Genomic DNA, 17,258 nt, shown 5'->3' with positions numbered 1-17,258 from the left:
TGCCGGGTATGGACTCAGCTACGCACGTGGTCATGGGGGTTGGACTTTGCGGACTTGCCACGCTTGACCCAGTCGTTGCACAAGATCAAGTGACATTTGGAGCTGCCGTTGTCGGCATTATGCTCGGCTCTCAAGCACCTGATTTAGATACCGTCTTAAAGATGAGAAACAATGCAACCTATATAAAAAACCATCGTGGGGCTACCCACTCGTTGCCTGCAGTTTTATTGTGGTCGGTTTTGATCTCGGTTGTGATATTTACTTTTGTACCCGCTGCCAATCTGCTTCATCTTTGGATTTGGACGCTCATTGCTGTAGGTGTTCACGTTTTTGTTGACATCTTTAACGCTTATGGTACGAAAGCACTCGCTCCAATTAAGAATAAGTGGATTGCATTAGGTGCCATTAATATTTTTGATCCATTTTTATTCGGCGCCCATTTGCTAGGAATTATACTGTGGATGTTCGACGCTCACCCAGGCATAACATTCTTAATCATTTATGCGGTACTTGTCATTTATTACATGTGGAGAATTCATGTCCGAAACCGCATTGTACGAACAGCACGGAAACGTCACCCACATGCGAGCCATGTGTTTATCTCCCCGACCATTCGTTGGTCCGAGTATCACTTGGTCATTCGTACGAGAAATCATCTGCATGTTGCTACGTACAAAAACCGCAATATCCGTTATTTAGAAAGTTATCCTTTTGAACCGATCCCTCAAGATCGTGTTCTCGTTGCCGCATTGAAGGACAAAAACCTCATCGCTTTTCTTAGTTTCTCCCCAGCTTATCGCTGGAATGTGAAAGAAAAGCCTTACGGATATGAAGTCGAATTCACAGACCTTCGCTATCGTTCAGGCGGGTATTATCCATTCGTCACGGTTGTAAGATTAAATGAACAACTAAAAATACTTGGCTCATTTACTGGATGGATTTACAACCAGAATAAACTTGAGAACAAGCTGCAACAATCAACGAGAAAGAATCAAAAGAAAGCAGAATTAATTAATGTAACGTGAGTGGCCAAGTGCCACTCACGTTTCGTTTCGTATTAACAAAGAGATGGGAATCGCTGTCATTTCTGTTTCCCCATCACGGTACCCCCACGCAAAAACCCCTTTTAAATACGAAATTAATAAACGACTCTCTTCTTCCCCTTCAATCCGGTAACGTTGTCCAGGTACATATTGCTTTTTATCTAACAAATAAGATTGTGCAATTAGTTTCTTTCGTGCATGGACGGCAAATTCACTAACCATCCCTTTTTGTTCTGCTTTTTGGGCGCGTTCATTTAAGTCTGCCACTTCCCTTAATAATTCTTGACGGGTCATATCTCCATATCTTTGCTCCATGACTATTCCTCCATATCGGTTTGTTTATTTAGATACGCTTGAATCTCTTGATATTGAAATCCTCTTTGCATCAACTGTTGAGTGAATCTTTGCTCCAATTCCCGTCCTTCGTACTTACGTTGTAGCTTTCTTAACTGTTTCTCGGCAATCTTCTCTAGTGCCACTGTTTCGTCGCTTCGGTCCCAGTCAAATTGAGCGAGCGCTTCTTGAATAACATCAAAAGTGAACCCTTGCCTCGTTAGCCGGTCGGTATGCTTCTTCTTGCGCATTTGTATACTATCACGATCGACTCGGTCATTTTTATTTACGACAGTCCGGGCTGTCTCAAGCTGTTGATCGTACGTATAAATTTTCAACGCACGTTGAATCCATTGGTCTTTCACGCCTTTATCTTGGAGATACATCTTAATCCGATTCGGTCCTTTATAGGTTGTACTCATCGTATAGTTCACATAAGAACGGGCATATTCTTCATCGTTAATATACCGCGTTCCTTCATATAGGCGATCGCTTCTCCAATCATTTGCATTGGTACTTCTTGATCAACCAAAACGTTTTCAACTTCTGTTTCCGTACGCATTTTCCGGCTTACGTAAGATAATGCATACGACTTAGCAAATGCTAGTTGATCTTCTTCTTGAATTTCTTTCATCTGTCCATCTGTAAGTGTCGTCCCTTTTTGAAGCCGATGCTTAATAAGTACAGATTCGTGAACCCCAAAAACAAACTGCTCTTGTTGTCCGTTAAGAGAGCCGAAAACATTATAGCGTTCTTTATTGTTTTTTTGGATGGAAATCTTTGTTATTTTCATTTCTTCTCCTTTTTGAGATTAGAGTAGAAGCTATGAAGGGTAAAGGGACATATAACGATTCGTAACGTTTTAACATATGGGAGGTTGAGCATTTTGCACGTAGTCATAAGCGGAGGAACCGGGCTGGCCGGATCAATCCTCACGAGAAAACTAACCGAACAAGGACATGCTGTAACCATTTTAACAAGAAACAGCGAAAACAAACAGAACGAGCCATCCGTTCAATATGTGAACTGGTTAGACGGTTCTCACCCTGAAGAATCGTTGGAAAATGTGGATGCGATTGTAAATCTTGCTGGGGCTTCGATTAGCAAAGCGTGGACAAGGGATCATAAGAAAGCCATTCTTAACAGCCGTATTGACGCTACTCGTGAGTGCGTACGTATTATGAAAGCCTTGCCGAAAGCTCCTTCAGTGTTTTTCAGCACATCAGCCATAGGGTATTATGGCATCTCGGAAACAAAGACTTTTGATGAATCAAGCAGACCAGCGGAACCTTATTTCCTCCAAGAAGTTTGTATGGAGTGGGAGAAAGAAGCCCAAAAAGCGGATGACCTTACGAGGCTAGTTATTGGTCGAATGGGGCTTATCTTAGACAAGTCTACCGGTGCACTGCCGAAGATGATGCTTCCTTATCGTTTAGGTTTCGGGGGACCAATTGGGAATGGAAAACAGTGGTATTCTTGGGTGCATCATGAAGATGCTGCAGAAATGATTTTGTATGCACTTCTGAACGAACAGTGCCGGGGAGTCATGAACCTTACCGCCCCAGAACCCATGCAAATGAAAGATTTCGGGAAAACAATGGGAACAGTGTTAAAACGCCCTCATTGGTTACCGGTTCCTGGATTTATGTTGCGATTAATGCTCGGAGAAATGAGTGACCTTGTCGTTAAAGGGCAACGTGTCGTACCGACACAAACAGAACAATTCGGCTACACATACCATTACCCAACGTTAGAGAGCGCACTGCGAGATATTTTCAAGTGACAAAATGGTGCCTAGAACACGGACTTCTAGGCACCATTAGATTCAGGAAAGATACGCCCCCTAAATGAAAACTATAATCTTTAAAGTTCATTATATTTTTGTTTCACTATTGAGGCTTCGGTATTCGGATATTTTACTAACTGCAAATGCTGAGTACTTATGAATACAAACCGTTCCTCAACAGGCTTACGCTACACCCTCCTTTACCACAAACTACACAGATAAGTATTTCAAAAATCCCCACTTCCTAGATCGAGGCTTAACAATGTTGAAATGCGGATATATACCTTCTCACACTCTTCAATCGCCTCCAAAACGTTGATCAGCACCACAACACCTGGCAAGATCCGCCTTTCACAGCGATTTATTGGTGCATTTTGTCATAATCTTATTATACATATGAGCATTCTGTTCGAATCGGTAGCAATACGTATTGAACCATGAAGCGAGAGCACGCGATTACGCTTAAACGGAATTAATCGCTTCTCAGCACATTTAAAGCCGTTTGATCTTTTATCAGAACATACTTATCATTATAACGTAGGCAATTTGATACGTATCTAACAATACTTTTCCGCAATTGTTATCTAAAAAGTGGTTTAAACGACGCAGATATCGGTTATGGAAGAGCAGGTAGGTAAATTAAATTAGAAGGTGATGATAGAATATGGCTGTAACTCCAATTACGGAGAAAGAAGCCCTGGTTTTTTCTAAACCAACAGTAGAAGATGGCGCACGCATGTGGGAATTGGCTAAGAAGTTAGGGTTGGATTTGAATTCTTCTTATAAGTATCTGATGATGGCTGAATACTTCTCTGAAACATGTGTTGTCGTTAAAGAAAATGATGAACTTGTAGGATTTGTTACAGGTTTTATATTGCCTGAACGTCAAGATACAGTATTTGTTTGGCAAGTCGGCGTTGATGGTTCTCAACGTGGCCGTGGCCTCGCATCTAGAATGCTTAATGAAATGCTTGAACGTACAGCATGCTCAGAAGTTCAATATCTTGAAGCAACTGTAACCCCATCGAACGACGCTTCGCAAAAGCTGTTCCGGCGATTAGCGAGAAAGAACGACACAGCTTGTCACGTGTCGGAATGCTTCTCCGAAGACTTGTTCCCGGGAGACCAACATGAAGCAGAGCTTTCCTTCAAAATTGGTCCGATTTTGCGCGAGAAATAATATTGGTATAACTGAAAGGGGATCATACCCGCAATGACAACAAACACCATGAATGTATTTGAAGAACTAGAATCTGAGGTTAGAAGTTACAGCAGAAGTTTTCCAACAGTATTTCACAAAGCAAAAGGCTACAAACTTTACAACGAAGATAACAAAGAATATATTGATTTTTTCTCCGGTGCAGGTGCATTGAACTACGGTCATAACGATGACTATATGAAAGAGAAATTGATTCAATATATTCAAGAAGATGGAATTAGTCATTCCCTCGATATGGCTTCTAAAGCAAAGCGTGAATTTTTACAGACTTTCCAATCTTCGATTCTAGAGCCTAGAGATCTCTTTTATAAAGTGATGTTTCCTGGACCTACGGGGACGAACGCCGTCGAGAGTGCCCTTAAACTCGCAAGAAAGATTACAGGACGAACAAACGTCGTCAGTTTCACAAATGGCTTCCATGGAATGACACTCGGCTCTCTTGCCGTAACGTCAAATGACTTTAAGCGTAAAGGCGCAGGCGTGCCATTATCTAACGCAACCGTCATGCCATATGACCGTTATGTGGATGAGCCAGTTGAAACGCAAATAAAGTACATTCGTCGTTTCCTCGACACGAATGGGAGTGGCGTAGACGCGCCAGCTGCACTTATTCTAGAGACCGTTCAAGGTGAAGGTGGACTTAATGCGGCCAGCATCGAATGGCTCCAAGAAATTGAGAAAGTCGCAAAAGACATTGGTGCTCTACTCATTGTCGACGACATTCAAGCGGGTGTCGGGCGAGCAGGCTCATTCTTTAGCTTCGAGCCGGCAGGCATTAAACCTGATATTGTTTGTCTTTCCAAATCAATTGGAGGGTACGGCCTACCTCTAGCACTCACCCTCTTCCGCCCTGAACTAGACAAATGGGCACCAGGTGAGCATAACGGTACATTTAGAGGGAACAACTTAGCCTTCGTTACCGCAACAGCAGCGCTAGACTACTGGAAAGATCCAGCGTTCGAACAAGGAATCAAAGAGAAATCTGCGATGATTACAGACTTTTTAAGCGCGATGATAGAGAAATACCCTGCACTTGAAGGGAAGTTAAAAGGTCGAGGATTTATCCAAGGAATTCGAACGGACATTCCAGACCTCGCTTCCAAAGTAGCCGAAATGGCTTTTGAAGAGGGCTTAATTATGGAAACGGCTGGACCGAATGATGAGGTATTTAAGCTGTTCCCACCATTAACTATTGATAAAGAAGGACTTCAAAACGGGCTCGACAAACTAGATGTCGCCATCGAGAAAGCTTTGGCGTAACTCCATCTACTCAAGAAAGAGGAGATGATCTCCTCTTTTTTTTCATTTCTTAAATCGTTAGTTAATCAAGTCAAGGAGGACTCAACATGAAAGTTGTTAAGTTAGAAGATATTCTAGGTACAGATAAAGAAGTAGAAGGTGGGAATTGGGTAAGCCGTCGTCTCATCTCGAAAAAAGATGGCATGGGCTATTCTGTAAATGACACGATTATTCGTGCAGGTACAGAAACTCACATTTGGTACCAAAACCATTTAGAAGCCGTTTATTGCATTGAAGGTCACGCAGAAGTCGTCACGTTAAGCGACAACAAAGTGCATACAATCAAAGCGGGAACACTTTATGCTTTGGACGAGCATGATGAGCATTTACTACGCGGGATTGAAGACGCAAGAATGGTGTGTGTATTTAATCCTCCACTTAGTGGTCGTGAGATTCATGATGAAAACGGAGTCTACCCTGCTGATTTAGACGAATAAGTATTGCTATAAAAAAGGGGCTGTCCCTCAAGATCTCAGAATAGACCTTGGGCACAGCCTCTTTTTAGTCGATGAGAATTTGGAACTGGATAACCGAAATAGGTTGGGCTGTTGTGAACAAGTCGTGTAGATAGCACTACGCTTTTTTAATGACTTGGCGCTTTTCCATAGAAACTTTAGAGTGGCTCCTGACTATAGTAGGATTCTTTCCCTTTAGCAAGCCGAATTAGCTAAAATTTACCATTGTTTGTTCTATGGTGAGATTTCCAGTTTCTATGGTAGGATTTGCAACACTTCGGTGCGGAAAAGAAGAGAGATCTTACCATAGGAAGGTGATATGGTAAGATTTTAGCCCTCCCCCTTGCACTGTGCATAGCAAGGGGGAATTGTAAGGCGTACACTCATAATTTTGCTTGTTAAAAATTTAACATTCCTATCAACGGTTTTTTAATGGGAATTTTCTGCATTCGCACCACCGTAGTTGACGGAATCCCCGTGCGGAATGGACAACCTAGTTCCAAAGAGCACCGATTGGAATCAGATTCACTCATATGTGACCGTTTTGCCTCTTTCTGATTCCAATTGATCGGCATCTACTTCCAAACTTCCGTTAATGGAAGTAGATTCAGCACTTTAAAGAAAATGAACGGCAATCTAGTTCCAAAGCGAAGCTAACATTCGTCCATACAATGCCATGAAAATTGAGTCGCACTCCCTGCCCCGAACCCTGATTTGAAAACCCAAATTTTGTTGGCCCGAGTCACGCCGAATCGAGACCGATCGGTCGCAAGGTGTTGAGTTTAGTCCAAACTGCGCGCAAGTTTTACGAAATGAGCGCTAAAATCGCTAAAAAGCAACCTAGACGAACATTGCGAACCATACCCTGCCCCACCCAGTGTAAAAACCATTGGAGTAATTCCGCTTTTGTCAAACGATCCATTTGTATGAAATCACGATGGAATCTCTGCATCCTAGCATCCAATGAATTTCTTTCATTCATTCTATATAGATTTTATGACCTGCGAAGGCTCGTCCCGCAGAAGACACTACTTTTCGTTCCCATCAGTCGGAATGGCCCACAATGCCTTGCTCGTTAAAACGATATTCAGAAAGAGCATACATACAAAAATCGGAGTACAGATCGCTTTTGATCTATACTCCGATTTTACTTTAGAGACTTTTTAGACAGCCCGTTTTTCTATACTCTTAAACTAATTATTCGTTGAACTCACGCTCAACTCTGGTTTCTCCCAGGAGTCAGATGCGATCTCTTCAACATCCAGGTCGCCTACATCTTCCCATTCTAGACTTTGTAAATGCTCATTAAAAACGGTCATCTTCACAATCGTATCGAAGTCTCCAGGTCCGAATTCTGGTTCATAATAAAAATCCCATTGTAAGTGAATGAGATCAACATCTTCAATTTGAGAAAGCCTTTGAAGTACTCGAGCGGATCGATTGAGTGTTGATGAGCGAATTAAATCTGTCGTTACATTATCTTCGGTCGTTAACGTTGCATATAATTGCGTGAAATCTTCTTCTGAGTTCGTTACATAATCAAGGTCGCGAATCACTTCATTGTTATCTACGGTCACTTGCCCCAGCTCAGAAACGATATGCCATGTTGCCTTTTCTTCTACGGTTGAAAGGGAATCTGGTGTAGCATAAATGGTTTCGGTTGGCATAAATTCAGAACTGTCGGATGTAAAGAAGAACAAAAAGAACAAAGCGACTGCAGAAACAAAACTCACAGAGAAGAACTTCACGTGTTTATAGCGATTTTCTTTACGTTTTGGCCAAGTAACAAACATTAAAAACGTCGTATATGCGGTAAACACCCCTGCAATAAAAAAAGCGGTCAACAAAACAGTTGCCATTGGAAAATCCCCCAATTACAAAATTCCTAAACCCTGTCTGTTCTCTAGTGTACACGATGTGCAGAGCGAACTATACGGAAATATATGAACGTTTTTTGAATATGAGTGTTTTTTTGAACATCATTTCCTAAACTTACTAGCCAAGAACGTGTCCATCCTTTGATAGAATAGAGATTAGCATAATTATTGGAGGGATTTACTTGTCAATTGCTACTGACTTGGCAGCGATTAAAATTGTCGCTGATATTGAAAAAACAAATGACCAACCTAAAATACTAAAAAACACGGTCGATACACTTGTGGAAAGTGTGCAGTATATTCATTACGCCGCTCTTCATGTTTCAAACCACCAACCGTGATTGCATCTGATACGGACGGGGATGAATACATAGGGTCTTTAAGTTTCACACTTGGAAAAGAAGAAGACGACGGTAAGCTCGTCGTCAGAACAAAAGAAAATATTGCATTTGACGTCACGGATTTATCGAGCTACAAACGATTGCTGATCGTCTAAATACGCGCTTGTTCTCGCATTAATTAACGGGGATGATGAACGTTTGCCCGTTAGATCATCTAAACTTTTAAAGGTATACCCTTGTGCTTTTAGATCATCAATGACTCGACCAAGTGCAAGGGCATTATCTTCTGATACAGAATGAAGCAATACAATCGCACCGGGGTGTATGCGGTCCATTATTTTGTCGTACGCATATTGCTCACCTTTTGATCATCTGTATTCCAATCTACGTAAGCAAACGACCAAAAAACGTGTGTGTACCCTAACTTTAAGGCAGCATCAAGTGTACGCTCATTAAATGTTCCTCTCGGTGGCCTTACATAGTGCATGGCATTTCCAGTAAGCTCCGTATACGCATCCTCGACACGCTCGAGCTCAACTTTAATTTGTTCATCCGACAAATCGGGAAAATGGGGATGACTCCACGAATGATTGGCAACGATATGTCCTTCTTTAGCCATACGATTAATAAGATCAGGTTCAGATTGTACATAATGACCGGTAACAAAAAACGCTGCTGGAACGTTGCGCTCTTTCAACACATCCAAAATGGGTTCTGTAAACCCGTTTTCATACCCGTTATCAAACGTTAAATATAACTCTTTTTCGTCTGTATTGCCGATATAGTAACCTTTATATTGATTCAACCACTTTACATACAATGGCTCAGTCGATGGTGGCTCATTGTTTTTTGCAGGGTTAAAATTCCAACCAAAAGATTCTTCTGCGTGAACAGAAGAAGCGAGCATGACAAACCCAAACGCACCTAGAATCACTTGTTTCCATATATCCCGCATGACAAACACCCTCTCTGCCGAAATCACAATCCGCACAAATCTATGCTAAAATAGAACTGCTTTTTCTTTGACTAAAGTTCAAATCGTATAAAGGAGTCTTTTATGGTATTACAGAAAAATATCGCTATTACCCCGGAAAACGATCCGTGGGAAGCGTATCAAGACCGTATTGAATTTGGTAAGCCAACATTAACGAACATCGAGTTTACAACAACAACGTTATGCAATATGCGTTGTGAGCATTGCGCAGTTGGATATATGTTAAGCAAACGGGACCCTAAAGCATTGCCTCTTGACTTGTTGCTTCGTCGACTTGAAGAAGTACCCGATTTACGTGCATTAAGCATTACAGGCGGAGAACCGATGTTATCTAAAAAGTCGGTAGACGAGTACGTAGTTCCTCTGCTTCGTTACGCACATGAGCGTGGGGTGCGCACGCAAATCAATTCGAATTTAACGTTGCCGTTAGCTCAGTATGAACCCATTCTCCCCTACTTAGATGTTTTACATATCTCCCATAACTACGGCAGTGTGGATGACTTCATTTCCATAGGTTTTCAAGAAATGGAGAAACCACCTAGCATCGCTACACGAAAGCTGTTCTTCAACCGGATGGTGGAGAACGCAAAGGCATTGACAGACCGAGGCGTCCTTGTATCCGCTGAGACAATGCTGAATGCTCGCACATTGCCCCACTTAGAAGCCATTCACGATCAGATTGTAAACATGGGTTGCCAGCGACACGAGGTACATCCAATGTATCCGAGTGATTTTGCTTCAAAATTACCGATTGCTTCTCTGTCTGAAATACGAAGTGGCATTCATCGCTTACTGGATCATCGTAATGAAAACACATGGATGCTTTTTGGAACACTGCCTTTTTATGCTTGCAATGATGATAAAGATGACGTTGCACTTATTGAGCGATTGAATAAGAGCCACAATGTATCCGTTCGAAATGACCCTGACGGTAGAAACCGCTTAAACGTGAATATCTTTGACGGCGATATTATCGTCACAGACTTTGGGGATGAACCGACATTAGGGAATGTCCAACATACAAAGCTCGAGGATGCGTTTGATGATTGGCAACAAACCGCCTTGTCTAATTCCGTGTCTTGCCATTGTCCTTCTGTAAAATGTCTCGGTCCAAATGTACTCGTTAAAAATGCGTACTATCCCAATGTTGACTTCACAAAACGCACCAGTCACCTTTAGTTTTATCCGTTATGGTATTTCAACGTCACATAGTCTTTCACTGGAATCCAGCCATCGACTTGTTGTTCTTGAATGTTTTTAATGACAATTGCCGGCTTTGATCCTTTAATAGTCACGTATACTTCTCCGTAAGTGACCGTGCTGATCATGAACTGCGGGAACATAACTTGTGACAACACCTTTTTGATCTGGTTGTACTTGATACATCGGTCCTGCCGTTGTTTGATTTCCGATGTTAGCATGAAATGAAAGCGGTAGTGATGTTTTTTCAGTAGCCTTTATTCTCATCATATTTTGCACATCTTCTTGCTGTGGCACGGGACTAGACAGCTCCCCTTCCACGAGTTTATTTTCTGTCTGGGTATATGATAGCTTGCCGACGGTATCTCCACCGCGATTATCTAACTCGTTCGTGTTGATCAAGTCATACTCCCAGTTCATTGTCGTTTCATCGGACTCGTAAGTGAGCGCCCATGGACCTAAATAGATTGAAGCATTCACACCAAACGCAAGTTAGAGTCTTTAATCGACGATTCATTCAATAACGAAATAAGAGAAGGGTTATCGATGATCACATCACTCGTCTCTTGAAGGCGAGTTGTGAGCTCTGCCGGCTGTAAATATGGCAACTCCCTCGTCATATTTTCGTGCGTATTCTCTCTTGAAATACTGTATACGTACTCCGGTTTATCAAACGACTCGTCCTTTACATCTTCTGCAGCACTTGCAAGAGGTGCCATCACTACTGAACTTAGGATGACTCCAACTGCCGCACATAGAAAAGGTTTCATAGTACCCCTCCAAAAAGCTATATTTATCTATATTGTTTTCGAAGTGGTTTCGTTTTATCCATGAACATGTTTTATTTCTTTCCAAGTTAAAAGCCCCCAGATGCATATCGTAATCTGGGGGCAAAACTCACATTATTTACTTCTTTGCACCGTTATCGTTTCTTTTACTTCGATAGCTGGAGTAACGGATTGCACAATCGGGCAATTTTTTGCGGCAACATGCATCATTTTTTCTAACTGTTCCTCAGACGAATCATCCGTTATGACGGTGAAATGCAAGTGAACTTGTTGAACGTCATTCGGAGGCTCTTCATTCCTCGTTACGTCTGCTTCAACAATAAGATCAGCGAACTCAATCCTTCTTTTACGCAAGATCTTACGGTAAACACTAATGCTACAACCTGCAATTGCTGAGACGAGCAGCTGGTACGGGCGATACCCATACTCATCGTCACCCGATATGACAAGAGGTCCGTAGGGAACGTTTGTTTCAAATGCTTCTTCATCTTTAATTGTAAATTTCATTAGAAAATGCCTCCTCTTTCATCTTGACTCTATTGTAACCAGTGAATCGACGTTCGGACAACGAATTCACCTCTTCCTTTTCTGATTGCAATCCGTTACGATAACGAAGTAATGTTCGTTTAAACCGAGGTGCAACTTATGAAGAATCATCAGAATAATCAACCTGCTTTTCGATTTACGATGCTTATTATTATGGTATTTGTTGCAGGCTTTATCCAAGGCATGCTCTTACCTCTTTTAGCCATTCTTTTAGAAGATGCAGGGTACTCATCAGCGATGAATGGGTTAAATGCAATTGCGCTCTACATCGGTGTACTGATTGCCTCACCATTCATTGAACATCCTGTTCGAAAGTTTGGGTATAAACCGGTCATATCAATTGGTTTGATCTGTGTGATCATCACCCTTCTACTCTTCCCCCTTTGGCAAAGCTTTTGGCTTTGGTTTATTCTACGGTTAATAATAGGAATTGCCGATAACATGGTGCATTTTTCAACCCAAGTATGGATTACATCGACGAGCAGTAAAGCGGTACGGGGACGAAATGTTGCGATCTATGGCTTGGCGTTTAGCGCGGGGTTTGCAGGTGGGCCTCTCATGACTCACGTTCTTTCCATTGATGAGCGACTACCTTTTATTAGTGCGGCACTTTTTTGCGCGATTGTTTGGCTATTCATGTTAAAACTAAAAAACGAATGGCCGGACAATGCAATTGAAACTGCTCAACAATCTGGAACTTTAGGTCGGTATTGGCTCGTCATTAAGTGGGCTTGGTTTGCGTTTTTGCCACCGTTAACATTTGGATTTATGGAAGCTGCGATCCATGGGAGTTATCCTATCTATGCAATGCGGATGAACATCGATATTGAGTGGATATCACTCATATTGCCAGCCTTCGTTATCGGGGGCGTGGTCACGCAAATTCCACTTGGTATGGTGAGTGATCGCCTCGGAAGGAAACGGGTATTACTTATACTCGCTTTTTTAGGTGCGTTAATATTCCTTTCCATGCCTTTTTACGAACAGCACTTAGGAGCGGTCACATTGGCCTTTCTCCTTGCCGGTGGTTTGTTAGGTTCCTTCTATTCGCTTGGTCTCATGTATATGCTGACCTTGTTCCTAAACAACTTCTGCCGACTGGGAATGTGCTAATAGCCATCTCATTTAGTCTAGGCAGTATGCTAGGCCCTGTAACTGGTGGCATACTGATTGACTACGCAGGTCGTGGCAGCATTTATTATGCAATTGGATTTCTTCTCCTAGCGGTCGTTATCGCTGGAGGGGTATTCAAAGGCGTAAACGCCGAATCTTCAACTGGCTAGAAGCCGGTTTGCAATGTGGTTAAAAACTTTCGGAATTTATAAGAGAGTAAAGTTCCTCTCCTACCTCCTATAGGGGAAAGTTCGATAATATTGCCACGCGCGTGGGCGGGGCAGCGTGGGCGGGCAGCGTGGCGAAAATCTAACCATAGGACCATCTATGGTTAGATTTTCCTTTTGTTATGAGGCATTTTTTTAAAATCGTACCATAGAAGCTAGAAATCTTACCATAGGATCACCAATGGTAAGATTCAGCCTAATCCGTAATTAAATTAGAGGAAATCTGCCATTGTGGGTAACCATCCAAATGAAATTTCTTTATAAATCGAGACGCTACTTTTCGGCGCGCTGTGCATATGCTTAGCTACCGATGTCGTCCTTGTGCTCTGGAGTGTATAGAAAACACGGTGGCAGTTGTTTTGCCACCGATGTTGCCCTTATGCTCTGGAGTGTATAGAAAACACGGTGGCAGTTGTTTTGCCACCGATGTTGCCCTTATGCTCTGGAGTGCAAGCATCCGCCTGCAATGGAAAACAACAACAAACTGCGCAATTAGAAAAATGTTAAGTTTATTCTATATAGATCGTTTTTCACGATTTTCAGCACCGACACTCGCGACGGGTGCTCATGTTTGGGAATTTATAGGAGATTAGCGATCTAGATCGCTTTAGAACACCGCAGTTCACCTGGCATTCTCTACTCGTTGAACGTTCGTTTCTATACCTAAAGTTAACCCTGTGTATTCATATAACCTCAAGAGTTAGTAGCCATCGGTACCTCTGGTGCCGAAGATAAATCAATTGGACGTCGGCTCTCTCATGCCGACGTCTCGTTTTCCTTTGTAACAGAAAAGGGTCGTAGAGCTTTTTACACCGAACGAAAGGAACGGAGGTTTGATGCAGTTTCAACATCAAGAACGAATGAATTTCTTTAGTTTAACCTATATAGTAGCCACGCATTTCTAAAAACTCCAATGGCTCGTCTCTCCTTGTTTTGGTATAATTGTGCGTAATACTTCGATTAACGAATTAAAGCATCGGAGGAGAAAACTATGAATGAAAATAACGATAACCAACCACTCCAGTCCAATCGTCATAAATGGGGTGTATTAATTGCTGCATTGTTTGCAGGATTTACTGTCGTCTTAAATAATAGCCTGATGAACGTAGCCCTTCCCCACTTTATGCAGCTTTACACGTTAACTGCCGTAGAGGGCCAATGGATCATTACGGCATTCGCGCTAGGAATGACACTTGTAATGCCGCTAACCGGTTACTTATCAAAGCGAGTAGGGTCTAAGAAAATATTCTTACTCGGCACACTCGTATTTCTCGTCGGGTCTATTGCCGGACCCTTTTCATGGGATTTCAATAGTATGATTGGCTTTCGACTCGTTCAAGGCATAGGTGGCGGAATGATTATGCCGATTGGAATGATGCTCATTTTCAAGCATTTTTCCAAAAATGAACGAGGGTTTGCAATGGGGATTTGGGGAGTCGCCATTATGATTGCACCCACGATCGGTCCAACGGTAGGTGGAATTATTCTTGAGTACGCTTCTTGGGAAATGCTATACATAATGAATGTTCCGACGAGCCTCTTGTCACTCGTTCTTGCTATTTATTTTCTTACGAAAGACGGGGATTCCGAACGTGTAAGCTTCGATTGGCTAGGGTTTCTGCTTGTGAGTGGCGGAATCATTGGTCTGCTCGTCGGCGTAGACGCATTGCAAAGTACCCAAAATGGGTTTGTGTACTTTATGATTGGGTTAGGTTTTGCACTGCTTATTGGGTTTGTGCTTCATGAACTCCGCACCGATGAACCGCTTCTCGACATTCGTGTTTTAAAGAACTTTATTTTTACTTCCAGTTTGTTACTGCTCGCAAACAGTACGATCGCCATGTTTTCTGTACTCTTGCTCATTCCGATTCTTATTCAAGATATTTACGGTTTGTCTGCATTATACGCTGGGTTGCTTCTCTTTCCACAAGCGCTATCCATGGGCATCTCAATGACGATTGGTGGCAGAATTCTCGACAAAAAAGGGCCGTACCCTGTCATCATGACGGGAGTCGTTTTAATTTGTATTGCCACCTTCGGCATCGCTTACTCGTTGGGAGATTTACAACCAGCTTTTCTCATTGCTTTGCTCATCTTGCATGGCTTTGCAAACGGGTTCGTAAACACTCCCGTGACTACCGCAGGACTTAACGCTTTGCAGGCAAGTCATCTTCCTGCCGGAACCGCACTCAACAACGTAAGCCGTCAAATGATGAAAGTCATCAGTGTCGTGCTCTTATCCATGCTCTTTGAAGCTCGAAGGGCACATCACGTTGCCAACGGGAACGATCATCTCCTCTGGGTTACTTGCTGTTCAAGATGCTACATCGTTGTAGGGGTATGTTTGTTATTGTCCATTCCGCTCGTCTATTTACTTAGAAACAAATGGGGTAAAGGTTCATAAGGGTTTGTCGTTGCCAGAATATGCCTAAACTACATATAATGAAAACACTTAAGGAGGCATGGCATGAATGGGAATTGTTAAAACGATGATCCGCACGACTTGGGAGCAACGGTTATTCGATGTTGCCGCGCAGATGGCGTACTATTTTCTTCTCGCCTTCTTTCCATTGTTGCTCGTCATCCTTAGTTTGATTAGTTTTTTTCCAGTGAGTACAGAAGATGTGTTTCAATTTATCGCTCCTTACATTCCTGAGAATCTGTATTCTTTTATCGCAGTTACTCTTAGTGATGTATTGGACCAACAGCGGACGAACACACTTTCTATTAGTACACTAGCAACAATCTGGTTGACGATGCTCGGCTCCTTCGCTGTAATACGGGCTGTGAATAAAGCGTATCAACTTCCCCACCCTTCTCTAAAAAGAATGGTTGCTGTTGGTATTATCGTCGTTCTATCCTTGCTCATTGCATTGATTGTCTCGTTGCTTTTCCCTATATTCGGTGAACCCATTGGGGAATTTATCTTTTCAACATTAGGATTTGAAAGTTGGATTGCACCTGTTTGGTCCTTTGCTCGTTGGTCAATTGGTATTCTCATTGTCGGTATTGTTCTCATCATTTTGTATACGATCGTGCCGAGCAGACGCATAAGTTGGCGAGACACTTGGCCAGGTGCGCTATTCGCAACGGTCGGCTGGCAAGCTGCTTCATTAGGATTTTCTTATTATAACCAGTGGAATGACTACAGCATTATTTACGGAAGCTTAGGTACCATTATTGGCCTTATGATTTGGTTTTATTTAACCGGTCTTATGATCTTACTCGGTGCACAGTTAAACGCCATCCGTATGAATTTTCACGAAGGTGGGCCTGGAGGTGTGCAAGCTGAAAGAAAAACAACAGATTAGAGAAGACGTGTGGGAGGAACTGACGCGCACGAAGTCTGGTCGGTTTCCTTTCCCCCTTCATGGGAGAATCCCGAACTTTAAAGGGGCAGAAAGAGCGGCAGAGCAGCTATTCCAACTAGATATTTATAAAAAAGCAACCGTCGTGAAAGTGAATCCTGATTCGCCACAACTTCCAATTCGAGCGAGAGTCATCGCTGATCAAAAAACGCTACTCGTCCCCACACCTCGCCTAAAAGACGGCTTTATCATCGTCAGGCCAGGCAGTGTTCCAGCGGGCGATGAGCGAAAAGCGGCTAGTTTGAAACATATTAATGCATATGGTGAAATCATCCCTTTGCATCAACTGCCTGACATCGACCTTATGCTTATGGGTTCTGTTGCTGTTGATCATAACGGGCACCGTATTGGTAAAGGGGCTGGTTTTGCTGATCGTGAGTACGGAATCATTCGCGAGCTAGGCAACAGACCGGTGCCAGTCGTGACGACGATTCATCACTTACAACTCATTGATGATACGCTGCCGAGCGAAACGTTTGATGTGCCCGTTGATTGGATCATCACAGAAGAGAAAGCATTACACCTAACTGAACAAGTCAAGCCGTCAGGCATTGAGTGGAGCTCGATCTCAGATGATGACTATGTGAACATGCCCGTGCTACAGGAACTAAAACAATTACTCAAAAACAAAAAGGAGCAGCCGGATCATACGTGACCCGGCTGCTCTCT

17 protein-coding genes and 2 pseudogenes are annotated in these 17,258 nt (G+C 42.6%); 12 read left to right on the top strand and 7 right to left on the bottom strand.

Features of this window, described 5'->3' with window-relative positions; all coding sequences use genetic code 11:
• Nucleotides 1-8 precede the first annotated feature (8 nt).
• Nucleotides 9-1,025, top strand: coding sequence for a metal-dependent hydrolase (locus JCM19039_RS14945; RefSeq protein ID WP_042428599.1), 1,017 nt, complete (start codon nucleotides 9-11; stop codon nucleotides 1,023-1,025).
• Between the two features lie 15 nt (nucleotides 1,026-1,040).
• Here JCM19039_RS14945 and JCM19039_RS14940 read toward each other — a convergent pair whose 3' ends face one another.
• The 3 genes from JCM19039_RS14940 to JCM19039_RS14930 are packed head-to-tail and all read right to left on the bottom strand — an operon-like array spanning nucleotide 1,041 to nucleotide 2,169.
• Nucleotides 1,041-1,358: a YfhH family protein gene (locus JCM19039_RS14940; protein ID WP_042404092.1), complete on the bottom strand. Its 318-nt coding sequence runs from the start codon at nucleotides 1,356-1,358 to the stop codon at nucleotides 1,041-1,043.
• A gap of 2 nt (nucleotides 1,359-1,360) precedes the next feature.
• Nucleotides 1,361-1,798 carry a RecX family transcriptional regulator gene (locus tag JCM19039_RS14935; protein WP_042428598.1) on the bottom strand — a complete coding sequence of 146 codons (438 nt, stop codon included), beginning with the start codon at nucleotides 1,796-1,798 and terminating at the stop codon, nucleotides 1,361-1,363.
• Nucleotides 1,799-1,806: 8 nt separating this feature from the next.
• A complete protein-coding gene (locus JCM19039_RS14930; RefSeq protein ID WP_042428595.1) occupies nucleotides 1,807-2,169 on the bottom strand; it encodes a hypothetical protein in 363 nt (120 codons plus the stop codon).
• 93 nt (nucleotides 2,170-2,262) lie between these two features.
• Between JCM19039_RS14930 and JCM19039_RS14925 the strand changes: the two genes are divergently transcribed.
• The 4 genes from JCM19039_RS14925 (at nucleotide 2,263) to JCM19039_RS14910 (ending at nucleotide 6,117) form a co-directional block, all read left to right on the top strand.
• Complete coding sequence (locus JCM19039_RS14925) at nucleotides 2,263-3,159, top strand: TIGR01777 family oxidoreductase (RefSeq protein WP_042428592.1); 897 nt, start codon at nucleotides 2,263-2,265, stop codon at nucleotides 3,157-3,159.
• Between the two features lie 667 nt (nucleotides 3,160-3,826).
• On the top strand, nucleotides 3,827-4,342 hold the full coding sequence (gene ectA, locus JCM19039_RS14920) for a diaminobutyrate acetyltransferase (protein WP_042428589.1): 516 nt from the start codon (nucleotides 3,827-3,829) through the stop codon (nucleotides 4,340-4,342).
• A 33-nt stretch (nucleotides 4,343-4,375) separates the two neighbouring features.
• A complete protein-coding gene (gene ectB, locus JCM19039_RS14915; protein WP_042428586.1) occupies nucleotides 4,376-5,641 on the top strand; it encodes a diaminobutyrate--2-oxoglutarate transaminase in 1,266 nt (421 codons plus the stop codon).
• Between the two features lie 86 nt (nucleotides 5,642-5,727).
• Nucleotides 5,728-6,117 carry an ectoine synthase gene (locus JCM19039_RS14910; RefSeq protein WP_042404076.1) on the top strand — a complete coding sequence of 130 codons (390 nt, stop codon included), beginning with the start codon at nucleotides 5,728-5,730 and terminating at the stop codon, nucleotides 6,115-6,117.
• Nucleotides 6,118-7,328: 1,211 nt separating this feature from the next.
• Here the strand turns inward: JCM19039_RS14910 and JCM19039_RS14905 are convergent.
• Nucleotides 7,329-7,994, bottom strand: coding sequence for a hypothetical protein (locus JCM19039_RS14905; RefSeq protein ID WP_042428584.1), 666 nt, complete (start codon nucleotides 7,992-7,994; stop codon nucleotides 7,329-7,331).
• Nucleotides 7,995-8,194: 200 nt separating this feature from the next.
• On the opposite strand from JCM19039_RS14905, the gene JCM19039_RS24520 reads away from it, so the two are divergent.
• A complete protein-coding gene (locus JCM19039_RS24520) occupies nucleotides 8,195-8,353 on the top strand; it encodes a hypothetical protein (protein WP_193744259.1) in 159 nt (52 codons plus the stop codon).
• A gap of 122 nt (nucleotides 8,354-8,475) precedes the next feature.
• Here the strand turns inward: JCM19039_RS24520 and pdaA are convergent.
• A pseudogene (gene pdaA / locus JCM19039_RS14900) lies at nucleotides 8,476-9,260 on the bottom strand (delta-lactam-biosynthetic de-N-acetylase).
• 150 nt (nucleotides 9,261-9,410) lie between these two features.
• Between pdaA and yfkAB the strand changes: the two are divergent.
• The gene (yfkAB, locus tag JCM19039_RS14895; protein WP_042428581.1) at nucleotides 9,411-10,526 is read left to right on the top strand and encodes a radical SAM/CxCxxxxC motif protein YfkAB; all 1,116 of its coding nucleotides are present in this window, start codon (nucleotides 9,411-9,413) and stop codon (nucleotides 10,524-10,526) included.
• A gap of 2 nt (nucleotides 10,527-10,528) precedes the next feature.
• On the opposite strand, the pseudogene JCM19039_RS25770 reads toward yfkAB, so the two are convergent.
• Nucleotides 10,529-11,167 (bottom strand): annotated as a pseudogene (locus JCM19039_RS25770) (YfkD family protein).
• A 282-nt stretch (nucleotides 11,168-11,449) separates the two neighbouring features.
• Nucleotides 11,450-11,842 carry an OsmC family protein gene (locus JCM19039_RS14885; RefSeq protein WP_042428579.1) on the bottom strand — a complete coding sequence of 131 codons (393 nt, stop codon included), beginning with the start codon at nucleotides 11,840-11,842 and terminating at the stop codon, nucleotides 11,450-11,452.
• 138 nt (nucleotides 11,843-11,980) lie between these two features.
• On the opposite strand from JCM19039_RS14885, the gene JCM19039_RS14880 reads away from it, so the two are divergent.
• The 5 genes from JCM19039_RS14880 to JCM19039_RS14865 all read left to right on the top strand — a co-directional run bounded on the left by JCM19039_RS14880 (nucleotide 11,981) and on the right by JCM19039_RS14865 (nucleotide 17,244).
• Nucleotides 11,981-12,994 carry an MFS transporter gene (locus JCM19039_RS14880; RefSeq protein WP_238545079.1) on the top strand — a complete coding sequence of 338 codons (1,014 nt, stop codon included), beginning with the start codon at nucleotides 11,981-11,983 and terminating at the stop codon, nucleotides 12,992-12,994.
• Nucleotides 12,988-13,164, top strand: coding sequence for a hypothetical protein (locus JCM19039_RS25765; protein WP_238545078.1), 177 nt, complete (start codon nucleotides 12,988-12,990; stop codon nucleotides 13,162-13,164). Before JCM19039_RS14880 ends, JCM19039_RS25765 begins: the two co-directional genes overlap by 7 nt.
• A gap of 1,048 nt (nucleotides 13,165-14,212) precedes the next feature.
• The gene (locus JCM19039_RS14875; RefSeq protein WP_042428575.1) at nucleotides 14,213-15,625 is read left to right on the top strand and encodes an MDR family MFS transporter; all 1,413 of its coding nucleotides are present in this window, start codon (nucleotides 14,213-14,215) and stop codon (nucleotides 15,623-15,625) included.
• 67 nt (nucleotides 15,626-15,692) lie between these two features.
• Nucleotides 15,693-16,532 (top strand): YihY/virulence factor BrkB family protein, encoded by an 840-nt coding sequence (locus JCM19039_RS14870; protein WP_042428573.1) that lies wholly within the window; start codon nucleotides 15,693-15,695, stop codon nucleotides 16,530-16,532.
• Entirely contained in the window at nucleotides 16,501-17,244 is a 744-nt protein-coding gene (locus tag JCM19039_RS14865; protein WP_307190276.1) for a 5-formyltetrahydrofolate cyclo-ligase, read from the top strand. The genes JCM19039_RS14870 and JCM19039_RS14865 overlap by 32 nt, the downstream gene beginning before the upstream one ends.
• The last annotated feature ends 14 nt before the right edge of the window (nucleotides 17,245-17,258 follow it).

The sequence above is a fragment of the Geomicrobium sp. JCM 19039 genome (assembly GCF_000698145.1).
GTDB lineage: Bacteria > Bacillota > Bacilli > Bacillales > Marinococcaceae > Geomicrobium_A.
The sequence above is the reverse complement of the archived record's forward strand: the minus strand, read 5'-3'. Positions and strand labels throughout refer to the sequence as shown.

Excerpts from the sequence above, each read along its gene's own strand:
- JCM19039_RS14945 (WP_042428599.1), top strand. The coding sequence starts at position 9 with ATGGACTCAGCTACGCACGTGGTCATGGGGGTTGGACTTTGCGGACTT.
- JCM19039_RS14940 (WP_042404092.1), bottom strand. The coding sequence starts at position 1,358 with ATGGAGCAAAGATATGGAGATATGACCCGTCAAGAATTATTAAGGGAA.
- JCM19039_RS14935 (WP_042428598.1), bottom strand. The coding sequence starts at position 1,798 with ATGAGTACAACCTATAAAGGACCGAATCGGATTAAGATGTATCTCCAA.
- JCM19039_RS14930 (WP_042428595.1), bottom strand. The coding sequence starts at position 2,169 with ATGAAAATAACAAAGATTTCCATCCAAAAAAACAATAAAGAACGCTAT.
- ectA (WP_042428589.1), top strand. The coding sequence starts at position 3,827 with ATGGCTGTAACTCCAATTACGGAGAAAGAAGCCCTGGTTTTTTCTAAA.
- ectB (WP_042428586.1), top strand. The coding sequence starts at position 4,376 with ATGACAACAAACACCATGAATGTATTTGAAGAACTAGAATCTGAGGTT.
- JCM19039_RS14910 (WP_042404076.1), top strand. The coding sequence starts at position 5,728 with ATGAAAGTTGTTAAGTTAGAAGATATTCTAGGTACAGATAAAGAAGTA.
- JCM19039_RS14905 (WP_042428584.1), bottom strand. The coding sequence starts at position 7,994 with ATGGCAACTGTTTTGTTGACCGCTTTTTTTATTGCAGGGGTGTTTACC.
- yfkAB (WP_042428581.1), top strand. The coding sequence starts at position 9,411 with ATGGTATTACAGAAAAATATCGCTATTACCCCGGAAAACGATCCGTGG.
- JCM19039_RS14885 (WP_042428579.1), bottom strand. The coding sequence starts at position 11,842 with ATGAAATTTACAATTAAAGATGAAGAAGCATTTGAAACAAACGTTCCC.
- JCM19039_RS14880 (WP_238545079.1), top strand. The coding sequence starts at position 11,981 with ATGAAGAATCATCAGAATAATCAACCTGCTTTTCGATTTACGATGCTT.
- JCM19039_RS14875 (WP_042428575.1), top strand. The coding sequence starts at position 14,213 with ATGAATGAAAATAACGATAACCAACCACTCCAGTCCAATCGTCATAAA.
- JCM19039_RS14870 (WP_042428573.1), top strand. The coding sequence starts at position 15,693 with ATGGGAATTGTTAAAACGATGATCCGCACGACTTGGGAGCAACGGTTA.